20 protein-coding genes are annotated in these 23,923 nt (G+C 60.1%); 15 read left to right on the top strand and 5 right to left on the bottom strand.

What is annotated here, in order from left to right; genetic code table 11:
• Positions 1–25 precede the first annotated feature (25 nt).
• On the top strand, positions 26–1,009 hold the full coding sequence (locus ACOI7Z_RS00635; RefSeq protein ID WP_048296995.1) for an Rpn family recombination-promoting nuclease/putative transposase: 984 nt from the start codon (positions 26–28) through the stop codon (positions 1,007–1,009).
• Here ACOI7Z_RS00635 and ACOI7Z_RS00630 read toward each other — a convergent pair.
• The gene (locus ACOI7Z_RS00630) at positions 999–1,949 is read right to left on the bottom strand and encodes a sugar-binding transcriptional regulator (protein WP_004885703.1); all 951 of its coding nucleotides are present in this window, start codon (positions 1,947–1,949) and stop codon (positions 999–1,001) included. The two genes, ACOI7Z_RS00635 and ACOI7Z_RS00630, sit on opposite strands and share 11 nt — an antisense overlap.
• Positions 1,950–2,260: 311 nt before the next feature.
• On the opposite strand from ACOI7Z_RS00630, the gene ACOI7Z_RS00625 reads away from it, so the two are divergent.
• From ACOI7Z_RS00625 to ACOI7Z_RS00610, 4 genes are read left to right on the top strand one after another with little or no spacing between them, the layout of a single operon-like run.
• Positions 2,261–3,091 carry a transketolase gene (locus tag ACOI7Z_RS00625; protein ID WP_087849788.1) on the top strand — a complete coding sequence of 277 codons (831 nt, stop codon included), beginning with the start codon at positions 2,261–2,263 and terminating at the stop codon, positions 3,089–3,091.
• Positions 3,084–4,034, top strand: coding sequence for a transketolase family protein (locus ACOI7Z_RS00620; RefSeq protein ID WP_087849789.1), 951 nt, complete (start codon positions 3,084–3,086; stop codon positions 4,032–4,034). The genes ACOI7Z_RS00625 and ACOI7Z_RS00620 overlap by 8 nt, the downstream gene beginning before the upstream one ends.
• Positions 4,035–4,068: 34 nt before the next feature.
• Positions 4,069–5,487 carry an L-fucose/L-arabinose isomerase family protein gene (locus ACOI7Z_RS00615; protein ID WP_087849790.1) on the top strand — a complete coding sequence of 473 codons (1,419 nt, stop codon included), beginning with the start codon at positions 4,069–4,071 and terminating at the stop codon, positions 5,485–5,487.
• 14 nt (positions 5,488–5,501) lie between these two features.
• Complete coding sequence (locus ACOI7Z_RS00610) at positions 5,502–7,001, top strand: FGGY family carbohydrate kinase (RefSeq protein WP_086076127.1); 1,500 nt, start codon at positions 5,502–5,504, stop codon at positions 6,999–7,001.
• Between the two features lie 62 nt (positions 7,002–7,063).
• Here ACOI7Z_RS00610 and ACOI7Z_RS00605 read toward each other — a convergent pair whose 3' ends face one another.
• Positions 7,064–7,669: a glutathione S-transferase family protein gene (locus ACOI7Z_RS00605; protein WP_086076126.1), complete on the bottom strand. Its 606-nt coding sequence runs from the start codon at positions 7,667–7,669 to the stop codon at positions 7,064–7,066.
• Positions 7,670–7,923: 254 nt separating this feature from the next.
• Between ACOI7Z_RS00605 and ACOI7Z_RS00600 the strand changes: the two genes are divergently transcribed.
• Entirely contained in the window at positions 7,924–8,817 is an 894-nt protein-coding gene (locus ACOI7Z_RS00600; protein WP_023288763.1) for a LysR substrate-binding domain-containing protein, read from the top strand.
• On the opposite strand, the gene ACOI7Z_RS00595 is transcribed toward ACOI7Z_RS00600, so the two are convergent.
• A complete protein-coding gene (locus ACOI7Z_RS00595; RefSeq protein ID WP_023288762.1) occupies positions 8,814–10,070 on the bottom strand; it encodes a mechanosensitive ion channel family protein in 1,257 nt (418 codons plus the stop codon). The genes ACOI7Z_RS00600 and ACOI7Z_RS00595 overlap by 4 nt on opposite strands.
• A 225-nt stretch (positions 10,071–10,295) precedes the next feature.
• On the opposite strand from ACOI7Z_RS00595, the gene ivy reads away from it, so the two are divergent.
• The gene (ivy, locus tag ACOI7Z_RS00590) at positions 10,296–10,742 is read left to right on the top strand and encodes an Ivy family C-type lysozyme inhibitor (RefSeq protein WP_023288761.1); all 447 of its coding nucleotides are present in this window, start codon (positions 10,296–10,298) and stop codon (positions 10,740–10,742) included.
• Between the two features lie 46 nt (positions 10,743–10,788).
• On the opposite strand, the gene betT is transcribed toward ivy, so the two are convergent.
• Positions 10,789–12,822, bottom strand: coding sequence for a choline BCCT transporter BetT (gene betT / locus ACOI7Z_RS00585; RefSeq protein WP_023288760.1), 2,034 nt, complete (start codon positions 12,820–12,822; stop codon positions 10,789–10,791).
• Between the two features lie 128 nt (positions 12,823–12,950).
• On the opposite strand from betT, the gene betI reads away from it, so the two are divergent.
• Genes betI through betA form a run of 3 tightly spaced genes read left to right on the top strand, consistent with a single transcriptional unit; the run spans position 12,951 to position 16,702 of the window.
• Positions 12,951–13,538, top strand: coding sequence for a transcriptional regulator BetI (gene betI, locus ACOI7Z_RS00580; RefSeq protein WP_023288759.1), 588 nt, complete (start codon positions 12,951–12,953; stop codon positions 13,536–13,538).
• Between the two features lie 13 nt (positions 13,539–13,551).
• Entirely contained in the window at positions 13,552–15,024 is a 1,473-nt protein-coding gene (gene betB / locus ACOI7Z_RS00575; protein ID WP_137916298.1) for a betaine-aldehyde dehydrogenase, read from the top strand.
• Between the two features lie 13 nt (positions 15,025–15,037).
• Complete coding sequence (betA, locus tag ACOI7Z_RS00570; protein WP_085551163.1) at positions 15,038–16,702, top strand: choline dehydrogenase; 1,665 nt, start codon at positions 15,038–15,040, stop codon at positions 16,700–16,702.
• Between the two features lie 140 nt (positions 16,703–16,842).
• On the opposite strand, the gene ACOI7Z_RS00565 is transcribed toward betA, so the two are convergent.
• Complete coding sequence (locus ACOI7Z_RS00565; RefSeq protein ID WP_023288756.1) at positions 16,843–17,538, bottom strand: GNAT family N-acetyltransferase; 696 nt, start codon at positions 17,536–17,538, stop codon at positions 16,843–16,845.
• A gap of 205 nt (positions 17,539–17,743) precedes the next feature.
• Here ACOI7Z_RS00565 and ACOI7Z_RS00560 point away from each other — a divergent pair, with 205 nt between their 5' ends.
• The 5 genes from ACOI7Z_RS00560 (at position 17,744) to ACOI7Z_RS00540 (ending at position 22,808) form a co-directional block, all read left to right on the top strand.
• Positions 17,744–19,312, top strand: coding sequence for an ABC transporter substrate-binding protein (locus ACOI7Z_RS00560; RefSeq protein WP_087849792.1), 1,569 nt, complete (start codon positions 17,744–17,746; stop codon positions 19,310–19,312).
• Positions 19,313–19,432: 120 nt separating this feature from the next.
• The gene (locus ACOI7Z_RS00555; protein WP_065882575.1) at positions 19,433–20,455 is read left to right on the top strand and encodes an ABC transporter permease; all 1,023 of its coding nucleotides are present in this window, start codon (positions 19,433–19,435) and stop codon (positions 20,453–20,455) included.
• The gene (locus ACOI7Z_RS00550) at positions 20,455–21,288 is read left to right on the top strand and encodes an ABC transporter permease (protein ID WP_065882576.1); all 834 of its coding nucleotides are present in this window, start codon (positions 20,455–20,457) and stop codon (positions 21,286–21,288) included. The genes ACOI7Z_RS00555 and ACOI7Z_RS00550 overlap by 1 nt, the downstream gene beginning before the upstream one ends.
• Positions 21,281–22,117 carry an ABC transporter ATP-binding protein gene (locus ACOI7Z_RS00545; RefSeq protein WP_087849793.1) on the top strand — a complete coding sequence of 279 codons (837 nt, stop codon included), beginning with the start codon at positions 21,281–21,283 and terminating at the stop codon, positions 22,115–22,117. Before ACOI7Z_RS00550 ends, ACOI7Z_RS00545 begins: the two co-directional genes overlap by 8 nt.
• A complete protein-coding gene (locus ACOI7Z_RS00540; RefSeq protein ID WP_032455040.1) occupies positions 22,104–22,808 on the top strand; it encodes an ABC transporter ATP-binding protein in 705 nt (234 codons plus the stop codon). Before ACOI7Z_RS00545 ends, ACOI7Z_RS00540 begins: the two co-directional genes overlap by 14 nt.
• The last annotated feature ends 1,115 nt before the right edge of the window (positions 22,809–23,923 follow it).

The following is a 23,923-nucleotide window of genomic DNA, read 5'->3' as shown; positions in this document are numbered from 1 at the left end:
CTCTGCTCTGCCAGGCAAGGAAGCCATGAAAAAACGTCCTCACTCGACCCCGCACGACAGTCTGTTTAAGCGCTTTCTGCGCGACAGCGAAACCGCACGCGATTTTCTGGATATTCATCTGCCGCCCGCGCTGCGGCAACTGTGCGACTTAAGCACTCTGCACCTGGAATCCGGAAGCTTTGTTGAGGACAACCTGCGCGCCAGCTATTCCGATATTCTCTACTCTCTGCAGACCAGCAAGGGAGAGGGCTATATCTATGTGGTCATTGAGCATCAGAGCACCCCGGACAGCCATATGGCATTCAGACTCCTGCGCTATGCCCTCGCGGCCATGCAACAGCATCTTGATCGCGGCCATAAAGCGCTGCCGCTGGTAATTCCCATGCTGTTTTATCATGGCAGCATTTCTCCCTATCCCTTTTCACTGTGCTGGCTGGATGAGTTTCCACCTGACTCACCGGCAAAACAGCTTTATCTCGGGGCCTTTCCGCTCGTCGATGTGACCGATATTCCCGACGACGCCATATTACAGCATCGGCGGATCGCGCTTCTGGAACTGGTCCAGAAACACATCCGTCAACGCGATCTCAGCCATATCCTCCAGCAGTTGGTGGAGGTGGTGCTGATGGGATACACTGACCACCAGCAGTTCAAAACGTTATTTACCTATATGTCGCTGCATGGCAATAGCGCCGACCCGGATAACTTTATCGACCAGCTGGTCGAACGTCTGCCGCAATATGAGGATACCCTGATGACGATTGCCGAGTACCTGAAGCAGAAAGGTCGCGAAGAGGGAAAACAACGCTGGTTACAGCAAGGCCAGCAAGAGGGGCTTCAGGAAGGTTTACAGGCGGGCGAGCATCGCGAAGCCTGCCGCATCGCGCTGATGATGTTAGAGAACGGTATGGACACTGAAACCGTGTTGCGGATGACTCGCCTCAGCGCGGACGAACTGGCGACGCTGGCGCGCCAGGCACGCCAGTCTCCCCCCCCGCTTAGCCCTTAATTAACGCGCGCGCGGTCGGGAAGTCGGTGATCAGGACATCAATATAGTCGCCCTGCAACGCGCCGCGGATGGCGTTCTCTTTGTCCACGCCGCCGGCCAGCGCAATCACCTGCGGACAGCGACGAATTTGCTCAAGCTCCATCCCGATCACCGGATCCTCATCCTGGCTCAGTACCGGTTTGCCCGCCGCATCATAGTAATGCAGGCAGATATCCCCCACCGCGCCGCGCTCCGCCAGCAGCTGGAGCATGCTTTCATTATAATAGTTACCGGAGTTTTTCAGCAGCTGCGAAGGCTCCAGTTCACCAATACCGACGATGGCCACATCCACTTCGGCAAATTTCGCCACCACCGCCGCGACGTCCGGGCTGTTTACCAGACGGCTGCGCTCCTCCACGGAATGCTCAATACTCTGCGACGGCAACAGCCACGCCGGGCAGCCTAAATGTGCCGCCAGCTGCTGGGTTAAAATGGTAGCCTGCACGTTGCCGTTGGGACCGACGCCGCCCAACAGCTGAATCACCCCGGCGGCGCGAATGTTCTGCGGATGCATCTCATCCACCATGCAGCGGATCGTACTGCTCCAGGACGAGATCCCCACGAGGTCTTCCGGCCGCAGCCGCGTTTCGACATAGTGCGCCGCCGCGCTGCCGATGGCATGCTTTACCTGGCTGTAACTAGCATTCTCGCCCACATCCACGACTATCGCTTGTCGAATGCCAAAACGCTCCTCAATCGCCTTTTCCAGATCGACAAAAATGTTTGTCGGCTGGACCACGGTAATTTTCACCAGCCCCTCTTTCTGACAGCGGGTAAGCGCCCGTGAAACAAAAGACTGGGACAGATGCAGCAGCGAGGCGATCTCGGACTGCTTTTTATTCTCGCTGTAGTAAAGCGTGGCGATCTTCACCAGCAACCGCTGTTCATCCTGCTTCGACATGGCATTCCCCTCTGTTTTCTGCTCGTTATTTTTATGCATCATTGAATAGATAACAAGCGCAGCGCCCTTTTCCCGACGATCCAAATGTGATCGTTTTCTCCTTTTTTAGAAAATAGGCCGTACAAATCGTGGACAAACCCCGTCACAGGGCATATCTTACCTATGTGAATAATAAATCAGTAGTGAATATATATTCAATCACTTATTAATACCTTGTTTTGTCGACGATAAAAGGTAGTCAGGATGGAAAGTGTTTTTTTACCCTGCTGGAATATTTATTCATACAAGAATTTACTTTCAAGAGGTGTTTTATGAATCCGTTTTCACTCTCCGTTAAGGAGTTAGAACAAAAAGCACGCGCCATCCGCCGCCGCATCATCGTCTTAAATGCGGAAAGCCCGGCAGGCGGCCACACCGGTGCAGATTTGTCACAAGTCGAACTTCTGACCGCCCTCTACTTTCGCATCCTTAACTGCTCTCCTGCGCTAGAAAAGAGCGACGAGCGCGATATTTATATTCAATCGAAGGGGCACGCTGTCGGCGGTTACTACTGCGTGTTGGCCGAGGCAGGCTTTATCCCCCTTGACTGGCTGGCAACCTATCAACACGCCGACTCGCATCTGCCTGGACATCCGGTGAAGCACAAGACGCCGGGTATTGAGCTCAATACCGGCGCATTGGGCCATGGTCTGCCCGTGGCGGTAGGCATTGCGCTGGCAGCGAAACGCGATAACAACCCGCGTCGCGTATTTGTCGTCACCGGCGATGGCGAACTGGCGGAGGGCAGCAACTGGGAGGCCGCGCTGGTCGCCGCCCACTACCAGCTGGATAACCTTATTATTATCAACGACAAAAATAATCTGCAGCTGGCCGGTGCGACCAAAGAGATCATGAATACCGACCCGCTGGATGAAAAATGGCGCGCTTTCGGCATGGAGGTCACACAGTGCAACGGCAACGATATGGCGGAGGTGGTCGCCACCCTTGAGCGCTTGCAGCTGAACGGGAAACCACACGTCGTGATTGCCAATACCACCAAAGGCGCAGGTATTTCTTTTATTCAGGGAAGGCCCGAGTGGCATCACCGGGTACCGAAAGGAGAAGAAATTGAACTGGCGCTGGAGGAACTGAAAGATGAGTAATAGCGAACATCTCGCCACGGTGATGGTGAATGCCTTTATTGATGCCGTAGACCGCGGCGTGGATCTGGTGCCAGTAGTGGCTGACTCCACCTCAACGGCGAAAATTACCCCATTTATCAAAAGATTCCCTGGCCGGCTGGTCAACGTCGGCATCGCCGAGCAGACGCTGGTTGGCGCTGCCGCCGGCCTGGCGCTGGGGGGGAAAGTGGCCGTGACCTGCAACGCGGCGCCATTCCTTATCTCACGTGCCAATGAGCAGATTAAGGTCGACGTTTGCTACAACAACACCAACGTCAAACTGTTCGGGCTGAACGCGGGCGCCAGCTACGGTCCGCTGGCCAGCACTCACCATAGCATTGACGATATCGCCGTTCTGCGCGGTTTTGGCAATATTGAAATTTACGCGCCGTCCAGTCCCGGCGAGTGCCGACAGATTATCGATTATGCCCTTGCCCACATCGGGCCAGTGTATATCCGCCTCGATGGTAAAGCGCTACCGGAACTGCATGACGAACATTACCGGTTTATTCCGGGCAACATTGATGTGCTGCGTTCGGGGCGCGATGTTGCGTTGGTTGCCATGGGCTCAACGGTACATGAAATAGTGGAAGCCGCCGCACAACTCGCTGCAGAAGGTATTGACGCCACCGTTATCAGTGTCCCATCTATTCGTCCTTGTGATACCCAGGCGCTACTAAAGGCAATACAGTCCTGTCCGGTCGCGATCACGGTGGAAGAACACAACGTCAACGGCGGCGTCGGGAGTCTGGTGGCGGAAGTGCTGGCCGAGGCCGGGTGCGCTATCCCGTTGAAACGCTTAGGTATCCCTGACGGGCAATACGCCATTGCCGCCGATCGCGCCGCCACGCGCGCGCGCCATGAAATCGATGCCGCCGGGGTGGCGAAGCACGCCCGCAAGCTGCACACAAAAAAAGCATCCTGAAAAATAACAAGAACATCTTACTGGAGAGAACGCAATGTCCCGTATTCCTCAACAACTCACCATGGGCGTCATTATTGGCAATCGGGGATTTTTCCCCAGCTATCTGGTCGCCGAAGCGCGCGAACAGGCGGTAGCCCTGTTTAGCCGCCTTGGGATTAACACCATTATGCTTGATCCATCCCAGACGGAACTGGGTGGCGTGGAAACCCGGCAGGATGCCAAAATTTGCGCCGAGCTGTTCCGCACCCACCGCGACAACATTCACGGTGTCGTGGTGCTGTTACCCAACTTTGGTGATGAAAAAGCCATCGCCGAGACGCTGCGCCTCTCCGGTCTCAACGTCCCGGTGCTTATTCAGGCCGAAGAGGATAATCTGGATAAAATGGGGTTGTCGACGCGCCGCGATAGCTTCTGCGGCAAAATTTCCCTTTGCAACAACCTGCGCCAGTACGGTATCCCGTTTACGCTGACCACCCAGCACGTTTGCGCACTTAGCGGCGAGGTGTTTGAGCAGGATCTCCGGCGCTTCACGCAGATATGTCGCGTGGTAAACAGTATGCGCGGTGTACGCGTTGGCGCGATTGGCGCCCGTCCTGCGGGCTTTAACACCGTGCGCTACAGCGAAAAACTGCTCGAACGTTTGGGCATCGCAGTGGAAACGTTAGATCTATCCGAGGTATTTACCCGGATTAAGTGCCTGCGTGATGACGATATTCGTGTGGATGAGAAGCGCCGCCTGCTGATCGATAATGCCGACGCCAGCGGTATTCCGGCAGATAAACTGAATACTATGGCAAAACTGTTTGTGGTCCTGAGCGAGTGGATTGTTGCCAACGATATCGACACCACCGCGATTCAGTGCTGGACCTCGCTACAGGAAAATCTGGGGATTAACGTCTGCTCCATCATGAGCGTGATGTCCGGACAACTGATGCCAAGCGCCTGTGAAGTCGATGTCATGGGCGCGCTCTCCATGTACGCGCTCGCCAGCAGCAACCTGAGCCCCGCCTCGATCGCGGACTGGAATAATAACTTCGGCGACGATCGCGATAAATGTGTGCTGTTCCATTGCGGGAACTTTGCCTCGGCCAGTCTCGAGTCGCCGCACATGGGAACGGCCGATATTATCGGCACCACCGTCGGCAAAGAAAACACCTGCGGTGCCGTGCATGGTCGCATGAAAAGCGGCGCGCTGACCTATTTTCGCCTCAGCACTGACGACCTGACTGGCGAAATCAAGGCCTACGTCGGCGAAGGCCAATCGGTTGACGATCCCCTGGATACGGTAGGCTGTCGGGCGGTCATTCAGGTTCCCCACCTGGAAAATCTGCTGTCGTGGATCTGCCGTAACGGCTTTGAGCACCATGTCGCGATGAACCATTCTGCCAGTGCTTCAATTCTGCACGAGGCGTTTACGCGATACCTGGGCGTGTCGACCTATCTCCACCAGTAAGGCCGGAGGCCGCTATGTCGGTAAACAAGGATATTATTATTGCCCTCGATGAGGGCACGACCAATGCCAAAGCCGTTGCCTTCGATAGCCACGGGCGGGTGATCGCGCAATTTTCCCGCGCGCTTGAGATCGCTACGCCTCAGGAAGGATGGGTAGAACAGTCAGCGGAGCTTCTGCTTGCCGCGTCGCTGGAGGTGATTTCTCGCACAGTGGCCGCCGTTGGCGCGGAGCGTGTGGCTGCCCTGGCGATCAGCAACCAGCGCGAAACCGTCGTGGGCTGGTATCGGGAAACGGGCGAGGCCATAGCGCCCGCCCTGAGCTGGCAATGTTCACGTAGCGCCACATTTTGCCGCTCGCTGCGTGAACAAGGTCATGAGCCGCAGATCAAGGCGGTAACCGGCCTGCCAATCGCCCCGCTCTTTTCCGCCTCGAAAATGCGCTGGCTGTTGGACCACACGCCGGATGGCCTCAACCGGGCGAAAGATGGCGAGATTTGCCTCGGTACGGTGGATAGCTGGCTACTCTGGCACCTGACGCAAGGCCAGCAATTTTGTTGTGATTACGCGAACGCGTCTCGTACGCAGCTCATGAATCTGCAAACAGCGGACTGGGATACCGATATGCTCGCCCTGTTTGGCATTCCGCGTGCAGCACTCCCGGTGATAAAACCATCGAGCGGCCTGTTTGGTTACACCGCTGGTTTAGCCACCCTCCCTGATGGGATCCCGGTAATGGCGATGATTGGCGATTCGCATGCCGCCCTTTTCGCCCACGGTCTGGGCGCCGCCGGTTGCGTTAAAGCTACTTACGGTACAGGAACCTCGGTGATGGCGCCCGTCGATTCGGTGGCGTGTCACGTCAGCAATCTCGCCACCACGGTGGCCTGGCACGACGGAGAAAGGCTGGTCTATGCACTAGAGGGGAATATTCCCCATACCGGCGATGCGGTGGCGTGGATGGCCGACAGTACGGGCTTGAGCGAACTCTCTCCCGTTGAGCTGGCCCAGGCGCTGAATGCTCTGCCTCGCTCGGTAGACTCCACCTTAGGCGTCTTTTTTGTACCCGCCCTCACCGGCATGGGGGCGCCCTGGTGGGACGATAATGCCCGCGGACTGATCCATGGGTTAAGCCGGGGGGTGAAGCGTGCCCATCTCATTCGTGCCGCGCTCGAGTCCATTACCTACCAGATTGCCGATGTAATCACTGCGATGCGTGCCCATCATGGCTTTACGCTCAACACGCTGCTGGTGGATGGGGGCCCCACCAAAAACGACTGGTTAATGCAGTACCAGGCCGACCTGCTGGGTTGTCCGGTGATGCGCAGCGATGTGGCCGAGCTGTCAGCGACCGGTGCGGCACTGCTGGCGCGTAAAGCGTTGCACAAGCTGACGGTGGCAGAGCTTCAGCCCTTTTTGCCAGAACACATCACTTATGCGCCAGACCTGCTCCGGCATCATCGCCTTGTGCAGCGATGGCAGTCCTGGCAACACGCGGTGACGCTGGCAAGACGCTGAGCGCAACCCAGCCGGGCGATAAGGTCTTCGTCCGGCTGCAATCCAACGCGCCATCCCCGCCGTTAACTCAGCGGATACTGTTGAAACGCCGGCAGCGCCTCTCCTTTCTCCGCCAGCGCGCGGATATGCGGAAACGCCGTTGCCGGCACCACCGTCGGGATCATTAACTGGATAAAGGACCAGACCACCGTGCTGGTGACCAACACCTGGTCCGGCTGCGCGGCGGCAACGCGGTCTGCCAGCCGGGCGTCCCATTCCCGACAGGCGGCGAGCAGTTGACCGGTCACCCGGGCTATCCACGGCTGATGCTGCTTCTCCTCCGGCCGCAGACGGTGCTCATAAACATGCTGGACCGCTTTTTCACTGGCGGCGAGGATCACCCCCAGCAGGTGCAGGTCGCGGGCCAGCGCCTCGGGATGCGCGGGAAGCAGCCGGCGTCCGCCGGGATGGGTCGTTTCGAAATAGTGGAGGATCAGCGTGGAGTCCATCAGCTGTGTCCCGTCATCGAGAACCACCGTCGGCGCCTTGACCACCGGATTAATACGGGAGAATTCATCAAAGCCGCTAAAGACCGACAGCGGCAGGCTCTCAAATTCCACGCCATAGAGCGCCAGAGAAACCGCCACGCGTCTTACATAAGGTGAATCCATCATACCAATGAGTTTCATCGTCACTCCTGCCTGCGATAAAGGGGTTGCTGGCTTACCTTACTGGAAAACCCGCCCCGCGAATATCAGGGGATGCTTACCGCAAAGGTTAGAAAAACTAACAAATTGGCGCCACGGGATAGTCCGCCTGTCTCCCCTGTGCTATACCGACTGAGAGCGCCTGAAGCCCGTCCACTGTCTGCTCGCGGCGGCTTTAAAACCCGCTAACCCGGTAGTAACGTTAACGTATTGACGCCCTGACAAGAGAGATCACCATGGCAGATTTTCCCCCTGTCGCCAGCCTGCGCAGCTTTGAGGCGGTGGCGCGCCTCGGCAGCGTGACGCAGGCCGCCCACGAGATGAGCGTGACCCATTCGGCGGTCAGCCAGCACATCAAACAGCTGGAAGCCCTGGTCGGCGTCACACTGTTTGTCCGCCACGGCCGCGGGGTGCGCATCACGGAAGAGGGGCGGCTCTATGCCCTGCAAATCCGCGAGGCGTTACAGCACATCGCCGACGCCACGCGGATGGTGCAGATCAAACCCCGCACGATGGAACTGACCCTGGCGACGCTCCCCTCCTTTGGCTGCCACTGGCTGCTGCCGCGGCTGGCGCGCTTTCAGGCGCGGCATCCGCAGATCGCGGTGCGCCTGCTGACCAGCCTGGCGGTGGTCAACCTGCAGCAGGAAGGTATCGATCTGGCCATTCGCATGGGGCAAGGCGACTGGGAGGGGATGGAAAGCCGTCATCTGTTTGCCGATGAACAGCTGGTGGTGGCCGCGCCGCACTATCGCGGCGGCGACCTGCCGACCACCCCGCAGGCGATCGCCGCCAGCGATATCGTTTTTTCCATGGAGTCCTGGAACGCCTGGTGCAGCCAGGCGGGGCTGGAAAAGACAATCATCCCTGCGGGCCTGCGCCTGAACGACTCCAACCTGGTGCTGGAGGCGGTTCGCCTGGGAGCGGGCGTGGCGCTGGAGCGGCGCTCGCTGGTGGCGGGGGCGATAGCCCGCGGCGAGCTGGTGCAGCTCACCGCCGTCACCGTCCCCTACCCCTGGCACTACTGGCTGACCGTCTCCCCGCAGGCGGAGAACCGCCCGGAAGTCGCCCGGTTCATCGCCTGGCTGGAGGAGGAGATCGCCCTCTGGCGCCAGCAGCTCAGCGCTTAGCCTTCCGCCGACGGCGGCAGGCCCGCCCGGGCGGCGTGCTCCTGGGAGAGACGCCAGAAATCGTGCCCGGCGGGATACTGATAGAGGCGCAGGGAAAATTGCCCGGCCACCGCGGTAATGTACTCAAATATCGCCGACTGGGTATTCTCGTAGTCTTTCCACAGCGTCGAAGAGGTAAAGCAGTAAATCTCTAACGGGATACCCGACGGCGACGGTTTCAGCGTCCTCGCCACAATATACATCTCCTTAATAATATCCGGTCGCTCGGCGAGATAGTGCATCAGGTAGTGGCGAAACAGGGTCAGGTTGGTCAGGCCGTTATCGACAAACCAGCGGTCCGCCACGCCGCCGGGATCGCGACCGTCAAGCAGCGTGGTCAGAGGCTCGCTTACCCCGCGGATGGTCAGCATCGAGGAGAGCATCTCCTGGTTGAGAAAACGCACCGAGTGCTGATCGATGGCGATGCTGCGCATGATCCGCCGCGCCCCGGAGGAGAACATCGCCTGCCAGTTGGTATAGGTCTCGGTGAGGAAATTCTTGGTGGGAATACGGGAAATGGTATTGTCCCAGTTACGGATAGTAATGGTGTGCAGCGCGATATCCGTCACCTCACCGCTGAGGTTCTTGTCAGGCATTTCAATCCAGTCCCCAAGCTGGAGCACGTCGTTGGACGACAGCTGAACGTTCGCCACCAGCGACAGCAGGGTATGCTGGAAGACGATCATCAGCACCGCCGCCACCGCCCCGAGACTGGAGATAATAATGATCGGCGATTTGTTCGACATCACGGCGAGGATCATAATCGCCGCCAGGATGTGGACTAAGATTTTGCCTATCTGGATATAGCCCTTAATGGAATGATTTTTACGTTTGGTTTTTCGCAGATAAGAGCTGTTGACAATATCCAGCATCTCGTTGAAAAACACCGACATAAAAATAAAAAACAAGATCCCGCAGATGGTATTAATCGCCGTCACCAGCGATGCCGGCATCGCCGGCATAAACTGCAGAACGTAATAGACGATAATAACCGGAATGAAATTGGACAGCTTTTCGGCGATGCGTCGATCCTTCTCCAGCGGCACGTCCTGTTTATGGCTACCAAAGAAGACCTTACGCACCACTTTAATCAGCAAGAACTTGCATAAAAGGTGGGCAAATATGCCAGAGAGCAGCAGCAGAATAAGGTTAAATCCCACCGCCAGCGCCGGATTACTCTCAATAAACGTCAGTAGATGATTCACATACGCCATGCTTTATCGCCTGAATAACTATGCCATTTCGCTAACTGCTTTATCACAAGGGCATATATTGGAAAATTTTAATCAATCCGCATCATGGCATATCGCTTAGCGTAACGTCCATGCGCGCACCGCTGCTAATCATTCGCGGGATTTATGTCATAGTTTGCATTAATCATTATCTACGCTCACTATAAAGAGGCTTGTTATGAGGACGGAATAAGTCCAGGAGGAAACATGTTTAAAACGCTTACCGCTATTATCGCCTTAGCCGCCTCCGCCAGCGTCATGGCGCAAGGCGACGTCACGCTGAACAGTCTGGCCCACGATACCGCCACCCGGGCGTCGTTTAACCAGATGGTCAAAGGCCATCAGCTGCCCGCCTGGGTGACCACCGGCGGCACCGGGTCGCCGGCGCAGACGGTGAAGCTGGGTAGCGAATCCTGGCAGGTGTTAAGCGCCTGCAAACCCCACGACTGCGGCCATGAGCGTATCGCGGTGATCTGGTCGGAAAAAACCAAACAGATGTCAGGCGTATACTCGGTGGTCGATGAAAAAACCGACCAGGAGAAGCTGACCTGGCTTAACGTCAGCGACGCCCTGTCCATTGATGGCAAAACCGTGCTGTTTGCCGCCCTCAGCGGCAGCCTCGACAACCATCCGGACGCTTTTAACTACCAGTAACGGCCCGTCGCCCCCGTCAGTCTTTCCCCGACGGGGGCTCCCCTGACTAGCCATCCGGGAACATCACGCTGTTCCCCGGCGCTTCCCTGTGCAGATGGATAAAGTTCAGGTGCCGCTCGTACTGGTCGAGAATATCGGTGATCACCTGCTCTTTGCTGTAATCCATCAGGTCGTTACCCTGGCTGCCCTCCAGCAGGAAGGTCTCCAGCCGGTAATAGGTGGATTTCCCGCTGCGCGCCCGATAGGTAAAGCCCGGCACCGAGTACTGCTGCGGCCAGATCTTGTAGATAAAGTTCTGCTCGTCGCCCATGTGCACCAGCAGATCGAGGTGACCAAGGTTCTCGCCCTCTTCCGGCGGCAGGCTCTTCAGTTCCACCGCGGCGCCGCGCAGCCGTAGTTCCTGGGCAACCTCCTCCATCGCCGGGAAGCACACCGTCTCCATCATCTGTTTGGTATAGCGCGTGCCCGGGTAATTCATCAGCCGCGACAGGCGCTTCTTCCAGCTCAGCCGATCCTGCAGGCCGAGCGGGCGCGGGGCAGTGTCGCGGCTGGCGCTGACCCGGCGGTAATCTTCCACCTTCAGGGACTTATACAGTCCGGCCATCACGAAGAAAATCACAAAGCTGAACGGCAGCCCCATGATCACCGTGGTGTTCTGCAGCGCCGAGATGCCATTGGTCATCAGCATCCCGAGGGTCAACAGACCGATAGCCACCGACCAGAAGATGCGCAGCCAGTTCGGGGAGTCGCTGTTGATGTCCTTCAGCTTCGAGGTAAAGTTTCCCAGCACCAGCGCGCCGGAGTCGGCAGAGGTGACGTAGAACAGCAGACCGGTAATGGTCGCCACCGACGCGCTAAAGGTAAACGCCGGATACTGCGCCAGCAGGCTGTAGAAGCCGCGCTCCGGGTGGAGCATCGCCTCCCCGGCAAAGGCCGCGTCGCCGTGGATGATCTCATACAGCGCGCTGTTGCCGAACACCGACAGCCACAGCAGGGTAAAGGTGAACGGAATAATCAGGGTGCCCATCACAAACTGGCGGATGGTGCGCCCGCGAGAAATGCGCGCCAGGAACAGGCCAACGAACGGCGACCAGGCCACCCACCACGCCCAGAAAAAGAGCGTCCAGTTGTTCATCCACTCCACCGGGCGGTCGAAGGCGAAGCTGTTCAGCGTCATGCCCATAAAGCGGTTGACGTAGTCGCCGACGTTCAGCACTAACGCATTGAGCAGGAAGGAGGTATCGCCCATGAACAGCACGAACAGGATCAGCCCCAGCGCGAGGGCGACGTTCAGCTCGGAGAGCACGCGGATGCCCTTGTCCACCCCGGAGGTGACCGAGATGGTGGCGATGATCACCGACAGCGCTATCAGGGCCGCCTTCGCCGCCAGCGAGTCAGGAATATCGAACAGCACGCTCAGACCGTAGTTGAGCTGCACCACGCCAATGCCGAGGGTGGTGGCGATGCCGAAGATGGTGCCGATCACCGCCGCGATATCGACGCTGTGGCCGATGGGGCCATTAATCTTTTTCCCGAAGATAGGATAGAGCGCCGAGCGGATGGTGAGCGGCAAATTATAACGATAGCTAAAGTATCCCAGCGCCATGCCCATCAGGGCATACATCGACCAGCCGGTGAGTCCGTAGTGGAATAGTGTCCACACCATCGCCTGGCGCGCCGCCTCGATGGTCTGCCCCGCCCCTTCCGGCGGCTGCATATATTGCGTCACCGGTTCGGCGACCGAGAAGAACATCAGGTCGATGCCGATCCCGGCGGCGAACAGCATCGCCGCCCAGCTCAGCAGGCTGAACTCGGGCTTAGACTGCTCCGGCCCGAGCTTCACCGAGCCGAAGCGCGAACAGGCAATGCAGACGACGAAGACGATATACAGCGTCGCCGCCAGCAGATAGTACCAGCCGAAGGTTTTCGACACCCAGTCCAGGGTGCGCCCAATCCACTCGGCAGAAAAATCGCGAAAAAAGATCGTCATCAGGGAAAACAACAAAATCAGTCCGGCCGAGGTATAAAAAACCACCGGATTGATTTTGTCCTTTTCTCTGTTTTGCGAAAGATCTGTCATCCAGTATCCCCACTGTTTTTGTAACTATTAAAATTCAATAACGTAACAATTAAGACACATTTTATATTGAACGTCCAATCAAAAACCGCTTTAATAGTTAACCAACGCTGATGAATGGAGTGGCAAAAATGCCCAAACTGGGGATGCAGCCAATCCGGCGCAGGCAACTGATCGACGCCACGCTGGACGCAATAAATGAAGTCGGAATGCACGACGCGACCATCGCGCAGATCGCCCGGCGGGCGGGCGTATCGACGGGGATCATCAGTCACTATTTCAAAGACAAAAATGGTCTGCTGGAAGCGACCATGCGCGACATCACCAGCCAGCTGCGCGACGCGGTGCTTAACCGTCTGCACGCCCTGCCGGACGGCAGCGCCGGAGAGCGTCTGCAGGCGATAGTCGGCGGCAACTTTGATGAGACGCAGATCAGCAGCGCGGCGATGAAGGCCTGGCTGGCCTTCTGGGCCAGCAGCATGCACCAGCCGATGCTCTACCGTCTGCAGCAGGTGAGCAGCCGCCGCCTGCTGTCAAACCTGGTGTACGAGTTCCGCCGCGAGCTGCCGCGCGAGCAGGCCCAGGAGGCCGGCTACGGGCTGGCGGCGCTGATAGACGGCCTGTGGCTGCGGGCGGCGCTCAGCGGCAAACCGCTGGATAAGACGCTGGCGCAGTCGCTGACCAGCCACTTTATTCGTCAGCATTTACCGAACCCATAACCGAGGAGGCGTTATGTCCCGAATGGCAGAACAGCAGCTTTATATTAATGGTGGTTATACATCGGCCACCAGCGGTCGCACCTTCGAGACCATCAACCCTGCCACTGGCGAGGTGCTGGCGACCGTTCAGGCTGCCGGACGCGAGGATGTCGACCGCGCCGTTGAGAGCGCGCGGCGCGGGCAAAAAATCTGGGCGGCGATGACCGCCATGGAACGCTCGCGCATCCTGCGTCGCGCCGTCGATATCCTGCGCAAGCGCAACGACGAGCTGGCAAAGCTGGAAACCCTCGACACCGGTAAAGCGTATTCCGAAACCTCAACCGTGGACATCGTCACCGGCGCCGACGTGCTGGAGTATTACGCGGGGCTGATCCCGGCGCTGGAAGGCAGTCAGATCCCCCTGCGCGAGACGTCGTTCGTCTACACCCGCCGCGAACCGCTGGGTGTGGTGGCCGGGATCGGCGCGTGGAACTATCCGATCCAGATCGCCCTGTGGAAATCGGCGCCAGCGCTGGCCGCCGGCAATGCAATGATTTTCAAACCGAGCGAAGTCACCCCGCTCACCGCCCTCAGGCTGGCGGAAATTTACAGCGAAGCGGGCCTGCCGGACGGGGTGTTTAACGTCCTGCCGGGCGTGGGTGCGGAGACCGGCCAGTACCTGACTGAACATCCGGGCATCGCTAAAGTCTCCTTTACCGGCGGCGTCGCCAGCGGCAAAAAGGTGATGGCCAACTCCGCAGCCTCATCGCTGAAAGAGGTCACCATGGAGCTGGGCGGTAAATCGCCGCTGATTATTTTCGACGATGCGGATCTCGATCTCGCGGCCGACATCGCCATGATGGCCAACTTCTTCAGCTCCGGCCAGGTGTGCACCAACGGCACCCGAGTGTTCGTTCCCGCGAAGGTTAAGGCAGCGTTTGAGCAGAAAATCGTTGAGCGCGTGGGCCGCATCCGCGCGGGCGATCTGTTCGATGAAACCACCAACTTTGGCCCGCTGGTCAGCTTCCCGCACCGTGACAATGTGCTGCGCTACATCGCCAAAGGCAAAGCAGAAGGCGCGCGCCTGCTGTGCGGCGGCGACGTGCTGAAGGGCGAAGGCTTTGACAACGGCGCATGGGTGGCCCCGACGGTGTTTACCGACTGCACCGATGAGATGACCATCGTGCGCGAGGAGATCTTCGGCCCGGTGATGTCCATCCTCAGCTACGCGTCCGAAGAAGAAGCGATCCGCCGCGCCAACGATACCGACTACGGTCTGGCGGCGGGTATCGTCACTGCCGACCTGAACCGCGCCCACGGCGCCATTCATCAGCTGGAAGCCGGCATCTGCTGGATCAACAGCTGGGGGGAATCCCCGGCGGAGATGCCGGTCGGCGGCTATAAGCACTCCGGTATTGGCCGCGAGAACGGCGTGATGACCCTGCAGAGTTACACCCAGGTGAAGTCCATCCAGGTTGAGATGGGTAAATTCCAGTCCATATTTTAACCGGGAGGTTTTTTTGCAATTTGACTACATCATTATTGGCGCCGGCTCCGCCGGCAACGTTCTGGCGACACGACTGACTGAAGATCCAACCACCACCGTCCTGCTGCTGGAGGCCGGCGGCCCGGACTACCGGTTCGACTTCCGCACCCAGATGCCCGCCGCGCTGGCTTACCCGCTGCAGGGCAAACGCTACAACTGGGCCTACGAGACCGAACCGGAGCCCTATATGAACCACCGCCGCATGGAGTGCGGGCGTGGTAAAGGGCTCGGCGGCTCCTCGCTGATTAACGGCATGTGCTACATTCGCGGCAACGCTCTGGACCTCGATAACTGGGCCGCCGCCCCGGGACTGGAACACTGGAGCTATCTCGACTGCCTGCCCTACTACCGGAAAGCGGAAACCCGCGATATCGGGCCCAACGACTATCACGGCGGCGATGGCCCGGTGAGCGTCACCACGCCGAAGCCGGGCAATAATCCGCTCTTCGAGGCGATGGTTGAAGCCGGGGTGCAGGCGGGGTATCCGCGCACCGACGATCTCAACGGCTACCAACAGGAAGGCTTTGGTCCGATGGACCGCACCGTGACGCCGCAGGGCCGTCGCGCCAGCACCGCCCGCGGCTATCTCGACCAGGCGCGCGGTCGCCCCAACCTGACCATCCGCACCCATGCGCTGACCGATCACATTATTTTTTCCGGCAAGCGCGCGGTGGGCGTCGAGTGGCTGGAGGGGGAAAGCACTATCCCGTCAAAAGCGACGGCCAACAAAGAGGTGCTGCTGTGCGCCGGGGCGATTGCCTCGCCGCAGATCCTGCAGCGCTCCGGCGTCGGCAACCCCGAGCTGCTCAGGCAGTTCGATATCCCGGTGGTCCACGATCTCCCCGGCGTGGGTGAGAATCTGCAGGACCATCTGGAGATGTACCTGCAGTACGAGTGCAAAGAGCCGGTGTCGCTCTACCCGGCGCTGCAGTGGTGGAACCAGCCGAAGATCGGCGCCGAGTGGCTGTTCGGCGGCACCGGGATCGGCGCCAGCAACCAGTTTGAAGCGGGCGGTTTTATCCGCAGCCGCGCCGAGTTCGCCTGGCCGAACATTCAGTACCATTTCCTGCCGGTGGCGATTAACTACAATGGCTCCAACGCGGTGAAAGAGCACGGCTTCCAGTGCCACGTCGGCTCGATGCGCTCCCCCAGCCGCGGCCACGTGCGTCTGAAGTCGCGCGACCCGCACGCCCATCCGGCGATCCTGTTTAACTATATGTCCCATGAGCAGGACTGGCAGGAGTTCCGCGACGCCATTCGCATCACCCGGGAGATCATGAACCAGCCGGCGCTGGACAAGTATCGCGGCCGCGAAATCAGCCCGGGTATTGACTGCCAGAGCGATGCCGAGCTGGATGAGTTTGTGCGCAACCACGCCGAGACCGCCTTCCACCCGTGCGGGACCTGTAAGATGGGTTACGACGAGATGGCGGTGGTCGACGGCGAAGGCCGGGTCCACGGTCTGGAAGGAGTGCGGGTGGTCGATGCGTCAATTATGCCGCAGATCATCACCGGCAACCTGAACGCCACCACCATTATGATCGGCGAGAAGATGGCTGACGCCATTCGCGGCCGCCAGCCGCTGCCGCGCAGCACCGCGGCGTATTATGTCGCTGGCGACGCGCCGGTTCGCCGCTAATCGTTTAGGCCGGATGGCGGCTATGCCTTGCCCGGCCTACGATCCGGGCGGCCAGCGGTTAATGTAGCCACTTACGCTACCGGTATCGGCGGCGTCAAAATCGCAGAGGCGTTCCCGGAAGGTCGGGACAGCCTCTGATGTTAGCGAAACGCCTCCAGGCGTTTGATCTGCTGCCCGTCGGCAGCAAAGTTCTCCGCCGCCAGCCACGCCCGCAGCGCCGCATCGCGCGCAGGCCACTCGCCATCGATGATGGACAGCATATCGCTGTCGCGCGTCCGCCCTTTGCGCACCAGCCTCTGCCGCAGGCGCCCTTCCCAGCTAAAGCCCAGCCGCTCGGCGGCCCTGCGCGAGGCGACATTCATCGAATCGCATTTCCACTCCAGTCGACGGTAGCCATGATCAAAGCCGTTCTTCAGCAACAGCCAGACCGCTTCGGTACCCAGCGGGGTGTTTTTCATCCGTCGCGACCAGGTGACATGGCCGATCTCAACCGTGCCCATTTCCCGTTCGATCGCCATATAGCTGACGATACCCACCGCCTGCTCGCTACGCAGGTCAATCACCGCGTAGGGCACCAGAGCATCATCATTCACCTTGCCCGCGATCCAGTGGGCGGTCGCCGCCACGCTCTCCGGCCGCGTAGACGCCAGCCACGTCCAGTCGCTGTTGTCGCCGAGCGCATAGGCGGCAAACAGATCCGCCGCATGACGGTCAACGTCCAGCGGCTCCAGTTGACAAAAACGGCCATTTAACGCCGTTCGCCGCAGGACTCGCGCCCCCTGCCAGCCAGGGACAAGATCGTTCACCTGCTGGCCAAACTCATTGATTTCCGGCACACCCACCTCCTCGCAATAGACAATGCGTTATAGCAAGAAGCCAGCAGCCGAGAAAGGCGCTTCTGCACGCCTGGCAATAACCTGTCGTTCTTGATTATGCGTTTTTAGCATAAGGATATCCTTATTTTGACTTTACGCCTTTTGGCAAGCGGCCTAACGTAGCGAAGCATAAAAAATTAAAATAACCATTTTTCAGGGATTGCATATGACCAAGAAACTGTTGCCTTTACTGGTACTGACGGCGCTCTCCGCCGCCGTGCATGCCGCCACGCCGCCCAACACGCTGGTGGTCGCCCAGGGTCTCGACGATATCGTCAGCCTCGACCCGGCGGAAGCGAACGAACTCTCCAGCATTCAGACGGTGCCCAGCCTCTACCAGCGCCTGGTACAGCCGGACCGCAACAACCCTGAAAAAATCGTGCCGATCCTCGCCGAAAGCTGGCAGGCCGACCCGGCGACGAAAACCCTGACCATCAAACTGAAGCCGGATGCCAAATTCGCCTCCGGTAATCCGCTGCGCCCGGAAGATGTGATTTTCTCTTACACCCGCGCGGTGACGCTGAATAAATCGCCGGCGTTTATTCTCAACGTGCTCGGCTGGCAGCCGGACAACATCGCCAGCCAGCTGAAAAAGGTTGACGACCATACCCTGACGCTGCACTGGACTGCCGACGTCAGCCCGGCGGTGGCGCTGAATATTCTCTCCACTCCCATCGCCTCTATCGTTGATGAAAAACAGGTGGCGCCGAACGCGAAAAATAACGACTTCGGCAACGACTGGCTGAAGATGCACTCGGCGGGCAGCGGGGCCTATAAAATGCGCGTCTACCAGCCGCATCAGGCCATCGTGCTGGAGGCCAACGCCAGCTCCCCCACCGGCGCGCCGAAGATCAAGAGCATCATTATTAAAAACGTCCCCGACCCGGCTTCCCGCCGCCTGCTGATCCAGCAGGGGGATGCCGACGTGGCCCGCGATCTCGGCGCTGACCAGATTGCCGCCCTGCAGGATAAACCCGGCGTGAAGGTGCTGAGCATCCCGTCCGCCGAACAGAACTATCTGGTGTTTAATACCGCCAACAGCGCCAACCCGCTGCTCAATAATCCGGCCTTCTGGGAGGCGGCGCGCTGGCTGGTCGATTATGAGGGCATCACCAAAAATCTGCTGAAAGGCCAGTACTTTATTCACCAAAGCTTCCTGCCGGCCGGCCTGCCGGGGGCGCTGGAGACCAATCCATTCGCCTTCGACCCGCAAAAAGCTAAGGCTATCCTTGATAAAGCGGGCATTAAGGATGCGCACTTCACCCTCGACGTGGAGAACAAACCGCCGTTTATCACCATCGCCCAGTCGCTGCAGGCCAGCTTTGCCCAGGGCGGGGTGAAGGTGGATCTCCTGCCGGCCGCCGGCAGCCAGGTCTATGCCCGGGTGCGCGCGAAGCAGCATCAGGCGGCGATCCGCCTGTGGATCCCCGACTACTTTGATGCCCATTCCAACGCCAGCGCCTTCGCGTGGAACGATGGTAAATCCAGCACCGTGGCCGGGCTCAACGGCTGGCAGATCCCTGAGCTGAATAAAGCCACCCTCGCCGCGGTGGCGGAGCCGGACCCGGCGAAACGCCTCGACCTGTACAAAACGATGCAGGAAACCCTGCTGCAGCATTCGCCATACGTCTTTATTGACCAGGGGAAAATCCAGATCGTGGTGCGCGATAACGTGAAGGGCTATCAGCAGGGGCTGAACGCCGACATGGTCTGGTACGATAACGTGACCAAGTAAGCGGGTTATGTTACCGGGCACGGCGGTCTCGCCCTGCCCGGATGACCGTTTTTCCACCCGGACCCGGTGGGCGTCGCGCCGCCGGGAACCATGTTGATATACCAGGAATTTCCATTTTCCATGCCATCGTTTTCCACTCATCTTACCCGCCTGCTGCAGGGGCTGTTGACGCTGCTGCTGACGCTGTTCGGGCTGCTGCTGGTCACCTTCTCGCTCTCCGCGCTGTCGCCGGTCGACCGCGTACTGCAGATCGTCGGCGACCATGCCAGCCAGTCGACCTATGATCAGGTTCGCCATCAGCTGGGCCTCGACCAGCCGCTGCCGGTGCAGTTCTGGCACTATCTGGTCAACCTGGCCCATGGCGATCTCGGTATCGCCAGCGCCACCGGCCAGCCGGTGCTCCACGATCTGCTGGCGGTCTTCCCGGCGACCCTTGAGCTGGCGACCCTGGCGCTGATCGTCGGCGCGATACTGGGCATCGTCGCCGGGGTGCTGTGCGCCCGTTACGCCGGTTCGCCGTGGGATCTGGCGGTGCGCACCTTTACCCTGTTGGGCAACTCGGTGCCGATATTCTGGCTCGGCCTGCTGATGCTGGCCCTGTTCTACGCCCGGCTGCAGTGGGCGCCGGGCCCGGGTCGTCTCGACGATATTTATCAGTACACCGTCGAGCCGCGCAGCGGTTTTGCGCTGATCGACACCTGGCTCTCCGGCGATACAGCGGCTTTCAAAAATGCTATCGGCCATCTGCTGCTGCCGGGGCTGGTTCTGGCCTATTACTCGCTGGCGAGCATCACCCGTCTGACCCGCTCCGCCTGTCTCAGTGAAATGAACAAAGAGTACATTCTGCTGGCGCGGGCCAAAGGGGCCGGTGAGATGACGATTCTGCTGCGCCACGTCCTGCCCAATATCCGCGGCACCCTGCTGACGGTGACCGCCCTCGCCTGGACCTCAATGCTCGAAGGGGCGGTGCTCACCGAAACCGTCTTCTCATGGCCGGGGATCGGTCGCTACCTCACCACCGCGCTGTTCGCCGGGGATACCACGGCGATCATGGGCGGCACGCTGCTGATCGGCGTGAGTTTTGTGCTGATCAATAACCTGACCGACCTGCTGGTGCGGTTAACCGACCCGAGGGTGCGCTGATGCCGACTTATCTGTTTTTGCGCCGTCTGCGCCGCTCACCCGCCGCCTTCAGCGGCCTGACCCTGGTGATCCTGCTGGTGTTGACCGCGCTGTTCGCTCCGTGGCTGGCGCCGCACGATCCTAACTGGCAGGATGCCGCCGCCCGCCTGCAGGGCCCGGGCGCGGGGCACTGGCTCGGCACCGACAGCTACGGCCGCGATCTGCTGTCGCGCCTGCTCTACGGCGCCCGTCCGGCGCTGGGTCTGGTCGCGCTGGTGACCGCCATTACCCTGCCCGTCGGTCTGCTGGTGGGTATTCTCTCCGGCTACTATGGCGGGTGGCTGGAGCGGATACTGATGCGCTTTACCGACGTGGTGATGTCGATGCCGCGGCTGATCCTCGCCTTCGCGTTCGTGGCGATGCTCGGCCCGGGGCTGGTCAACGGCGCGCTGGCGTTAGCCCTGACTACCTGGCCGGCCTACGCCCGTCAGGCGCGCAGCGAAATTCAGCGCCTGCGCCATAGCGACTATCTCGCCGCGGCGGAGATGCTGGGCATCCGCGGCCGGCGGCTGCTGGTCGGCCATATTCTGCCGCTGTGTCTGCCGTCGGCGATTGTCCGGCTGGCGCTCGATCTGGCTGGCATTATCCTCGCCGCCGCCGGGCTCGGCTTTCTCGGCCTGGGCGCCCGCCCGCCGATGGCGGAGTGGGGAGCGATGATTGCCGACGGGATGCAGGTGATTTTCGATCAGTGGTGGATCGCCGCCATCCCCGGCGCGGCGATCCTGCTCGCCAGCCTGGCGTTTAACCTGCTGGGCGATGGCCTGCGCGATATTCTGGAGCCGCAACATGACTGACATCCGACTGACCGTCCAGGGACTCGCCGTCGACTACCCCACCGCCCGGGTGGTGGACAACGTCAGCTTCACCCTCGGCAACGAGCGGCTGGCGCTGGTGGGGGAATCCGGCTCCGGCAAATCGATGACCGCCCGGGCGCTGATGGGCCTGGTGCGCAAGCCCGGGGTGGTGAGCGCCGAACGGCTGGAGGTGCTGGGGCGCGATGTGCTGACCCTCAGCGCCCACGGCTGGCGCGAACTGCGCGGCAACGATATCGCCATGGTGCTGCAGGATCCGCGCTATGCGCTGAATCCGGTGCAGTCCATTCAGACGCAGCTGGAGGAGGCGTTAACCCTGCATCAGCGTCTCCGCCGCCGCGCTCGCGCCGAGGCGGTCAAAGACGCCATCGCCGCCGTCGGTCTGGATCTCCCGGTCCTCAGCCGCTATCCCGGCGAGCTCTCCGGCGGGATGGGGCAGCGGGTGATGATCGCCCTCGCGCTGCTCAATAACCCGAGGGTGCTGATAGCCGACGAGCCGACCTCGGCCCTTGACGCCCGCCTGCGCAACCAGATCCTCGAGCTGCTGGTGGAGCAGTGCGCGCAGCGGCAGATGGCCATGTTACTGATCAGCCACGATCTACCGCTGGTGGCCGCGCATTGCGATCGCGTGCTGGTGATGTACCAGGGGAGACAGGTCGATGAGATGCCGGCGCGGGCGCTGCCGACCGCGACGCACCCTTATACCCGCACCCTGTGGACCTGCCGGCCAAATGCGCAAACCTACGGTCAGATGCTGCCGACCCTCGACAGAACCCAGGACTTTACGGAGACGACCCATGGCGATCGTTAATCTTAAGGATCTACAGGTAACATTCGGCGCGAAGACGGCGGTTTCCGCCGCCAGTTTCCGTGTCGACGCCGGGGAAACCTTCAGCCTGATCGGCGCCTCGGGCTGCGGCAAATCGACGATTTTGCGAGTGCTCGCCGGATTACAGCGCGAATGGCGCGGCAGCGTGGCGCTGCTGGGCCAGGCCATCGCGCCGGGCGCCCGCTTTCAGGGCGAGCTGCGACGCAATGTGCAGATGGTATTTCAGGATCCGTATGCTTCGCTGCATCCCAACCACACCCTGTGGCGCACCCTGGCGGAGCCGCTGCAGATCCACGGCATCCGCGACGTTGCCCCGCGGGTAACCACCGCCCTTGAGCAGGTGGGTCTGGCCGCCGACGCCGCACGCCGCTATCCGCACCAGCTCTCCGGCGGTCAACGGCAGCGCGTGGCCATTGCCCGTGCCCTGCTGCTGCGTCCGCAGATCCTGCTGCTGGATGAGCCGACCTCGGCGCTGGATATGTCGGTGCAGGCGGAAATCCTCAATCTGCTTAATCGCCTGAAACAGGAGCACGGCATGACCTATCTGCTGGTCAGCCACGATGCCGACGTCATCGCCCATATGTCCGATCGGGCGGCGTTTATGGCGGAGGGTGTGATCCAGCGCTTTTTCGATCGCGAAGCGCTGCTCAACGGGGAACACCGGATGAAGTGAGGTCAGCGGAGGAGCCATCGTTTTGTCGGTGGCGCTTCGCTTACCCGGCCTGGAGGGTTCGTGCGACCTGTCGTTGATTTACCCACTTGTGCGACTGAAACTGCCGGTGCTGACGGCCTCAAAATCGCTGAGACGTTCCCGGAAGGCCGGGGCAGCCCGCATGGATGCGGGCTGAGGGCCGTGTTTTGCACGGACGCTGCCTCGGCCCGACCCGAAGCCTGCAGGGATAAGTCGAAGGGACCGCGCAGCGGCGATTTTGCTGGCCGGAGCCCGGGGGTACAGGGGGCGGCGGCGACTGGCCGCCCCCTGTGCGCTCCCTGCGCCGTAAGAGACATAACGCAGAAAATTAACCGGGAGCGCAATCTGCCCGGAATTAACATAGAAGTTGTAGCCCTGCCAGGCGCAGTGCGAACAAGGACATTTCCGGTTGTGCCGTTATTTTGCCGGGTGGCGGCTGCGCCTTACCCGGCCTACGTTCTTACGACCTGTCGTTAATTTATTCACCATTGTTGCTGAAACTGCCGGTACTGGCGGCCTCAAAATCGCTGAGACGTTCCCGGAAGGCCGGGGCAGCCCGCATGGATGCGGGCTGAGGGCCGTGTTTTGCATGGACGCTGCCTCGGCCCGACCCGAAGCCTGCAGGGATAAGTCGAAGGGACCGCGCAGCGGCGATTTTGCTGGCCGGAGCCCGGGGGTACAGGGGGCGGCGGCGACTGGCCGCCCCCTGTGCGCTCCCAGCGCCATAAGAGACATAGCGCAGAAAATTAACCGGGAGCGCAATCTGCCCGGAATTAACATAGAAGTTGTAGCCCTGCCAGGCGCAGCATGCACAGGGAAATTGACGCTGGTACCGTTATTCCGCCGGGTGGCGGCTGCGCCTTACCCGGCCTACGTTCTTACGACCTGTCGTTAATTTATTCACCATTGTTGCTGAAACTGCCGGTGCTGGCGGCCTCAAAATCGCTGAGACGTTCCCGGCAGGCCGGGGGTACAGGGGGCGGCGGCGACTGGCCGCCCCCTGTGCGCTCCCTGCGCCGTAAGAGACATAACGCAGAAAATTAACCGGGAGCGCAATCTGCCCGGAATTGACATAACGCAGACGATTAGCCGGGAGC

The sequence above is a fragment of the Klebsiella sp. C283 genome (genome assembly GCF_048822555.1).
GTDB classification, from domain to species: domain Bacteria; phylum Pseudomonadota; class Gammaproteobacteria; order Enterobacterales; family Enterobacteriaceae; genus Klebsiella; species Klebsiella quasipneumoniae.
The sequence above is the reverse complement of the archived record's forward strand: the minus strand, read 5'-3'. Positions and strand labels throughout refer to the sequence as shown.

Excerpts from the sequence above, each read along its gene's own strand:
- ACOI7Z_RS00545 (WP_087849793.1), top strand. The coding sequence starts at position 21,281 with ATGACTGACATCCGACTGACCGTCCAGGGACTCGCCGTCGACTACCCC.
- ACOI7Z_RS00600 (WP_023288763.1), top strand. The coding sequence starts at position 7,924 with ATGGCAGATTTTCCCCCTGTCGCCAGCCTGCGCAGCTTTGAGGCGGTG.
- ACOI7Z_RS00630 (WP_004885703.1), bottom strand. The coding sequence starts at position 1,949 with ATGTCGAAGCAGGATGAACAGCGGTTGCTGGTGAAGATCGCCACGCTT.
- ACOI7Z_RS00635 (WP_048296995.1), top strand. The coding sequence starts at position 26 with ATGAAAAAACGTCCTCACTCGACCCCGCACGACAGTCTGTTTAAGCGC.
- ACOI7Z_RS00615 (WP_087849790.1), top strand. The coding sequence starts at position 4,069 with ATGTCCCGTATTCCTCAACAACTCACCATGGGCGTCATTATTGGCAAT.
- ACOI7Z_RS00540 (WP_032455040.1), top strand. The coding sequence starts at position 22,104 with ATGGCGATCGTTAATCTTAAGGATCTACAGGTAACATTCGGCGCGAAG.
- betT (WP_023288760.1), bottom strand. The coding sequence starts at position 12,822 with ATGACAGATCTTTCGCAAAACAGAGAAAAGGACAAAATCAATCCGGTG.
- ACOI7Z_RS00620 (WP_087849789.1), top strand. The coding sequence starts at position 3,084 with ATGAGTAATAGCGAACATCTCGCCACGGTGATGGTGAATGCCTTTATT.
- betB (WP_137916298.1), top strand. The coding sequence starts at position 13,552 with ATGTCCCGAATGGCAGAACAGCAGCTTTATATTAATGGTGGTTATACA.
- ACOI7Z_RS00610 (WP_086076127.1), top strand. The coding sequence starts at position 5,502 with ATGTCGGTAAACAAGGATATTATTATTGCCCTCGATGAGGGCACGACC.
- ACOI7Z_RS00560 (WP_087849792.1), top strand. The coding sequence starts at position 17,744 with ATGACCAAGAAACTGTTGCCTTTACTGGTACTGACGGCGCTCTCCGCC.
- ACOI7Z_RS00595 (WP_023288762.1), bottom strand. The coding sequence starts at position 10,070 with ATGGCGTATGTGAATCATCTACTGACGTTTATTGAGAGTAATCCGGCG.
- ACOI7Z_RS00555 (WP_065882575.1), top strand. The coding sequence starts at position 19,433 with ATGCCATCGTTTTCCACTCATCTTACCCGCCTGCTGCAGGGGCTGTTG.
- ivy (WP_023288761.1), top strand. The coding sequence starts at position 10,296 with ATGTTTAAAACGCTTACCGCTATTATCGCCTTAGCCGCCTCCGCCAGC.
- ACOI7Z_RS00550 (WP_065882576.1), top strand. The coding sequence starts at position 20,455 with ATGCCGACTTATCTGTTTTTGCGCCGTCTGCGCCGCTCACCCGCCGCC.
- ACOI7Z_RS00605 (WP_086076126.1), bottom strand. The coding sequence starts at position 7,669 with ATGAAACTCATTGGTATGATGGATTCACCTTATGTAAGACGCGTGGCG.
- ACOI7Z_RS00625 (WP_087849788.1), top strand. The coding sequence starts at position 2,261 with ATGAATCCGTTTTCACTCTCCGTTAAGGAGTTAGAACAAAAAGCACGC.
- betI (WP_023288759.1), top strand. The coding sequence starts at position 12,951 with ATGCCCAAACTGGGGATGCAGCCAATCCGGCGCAGGCAACTGATCGAC.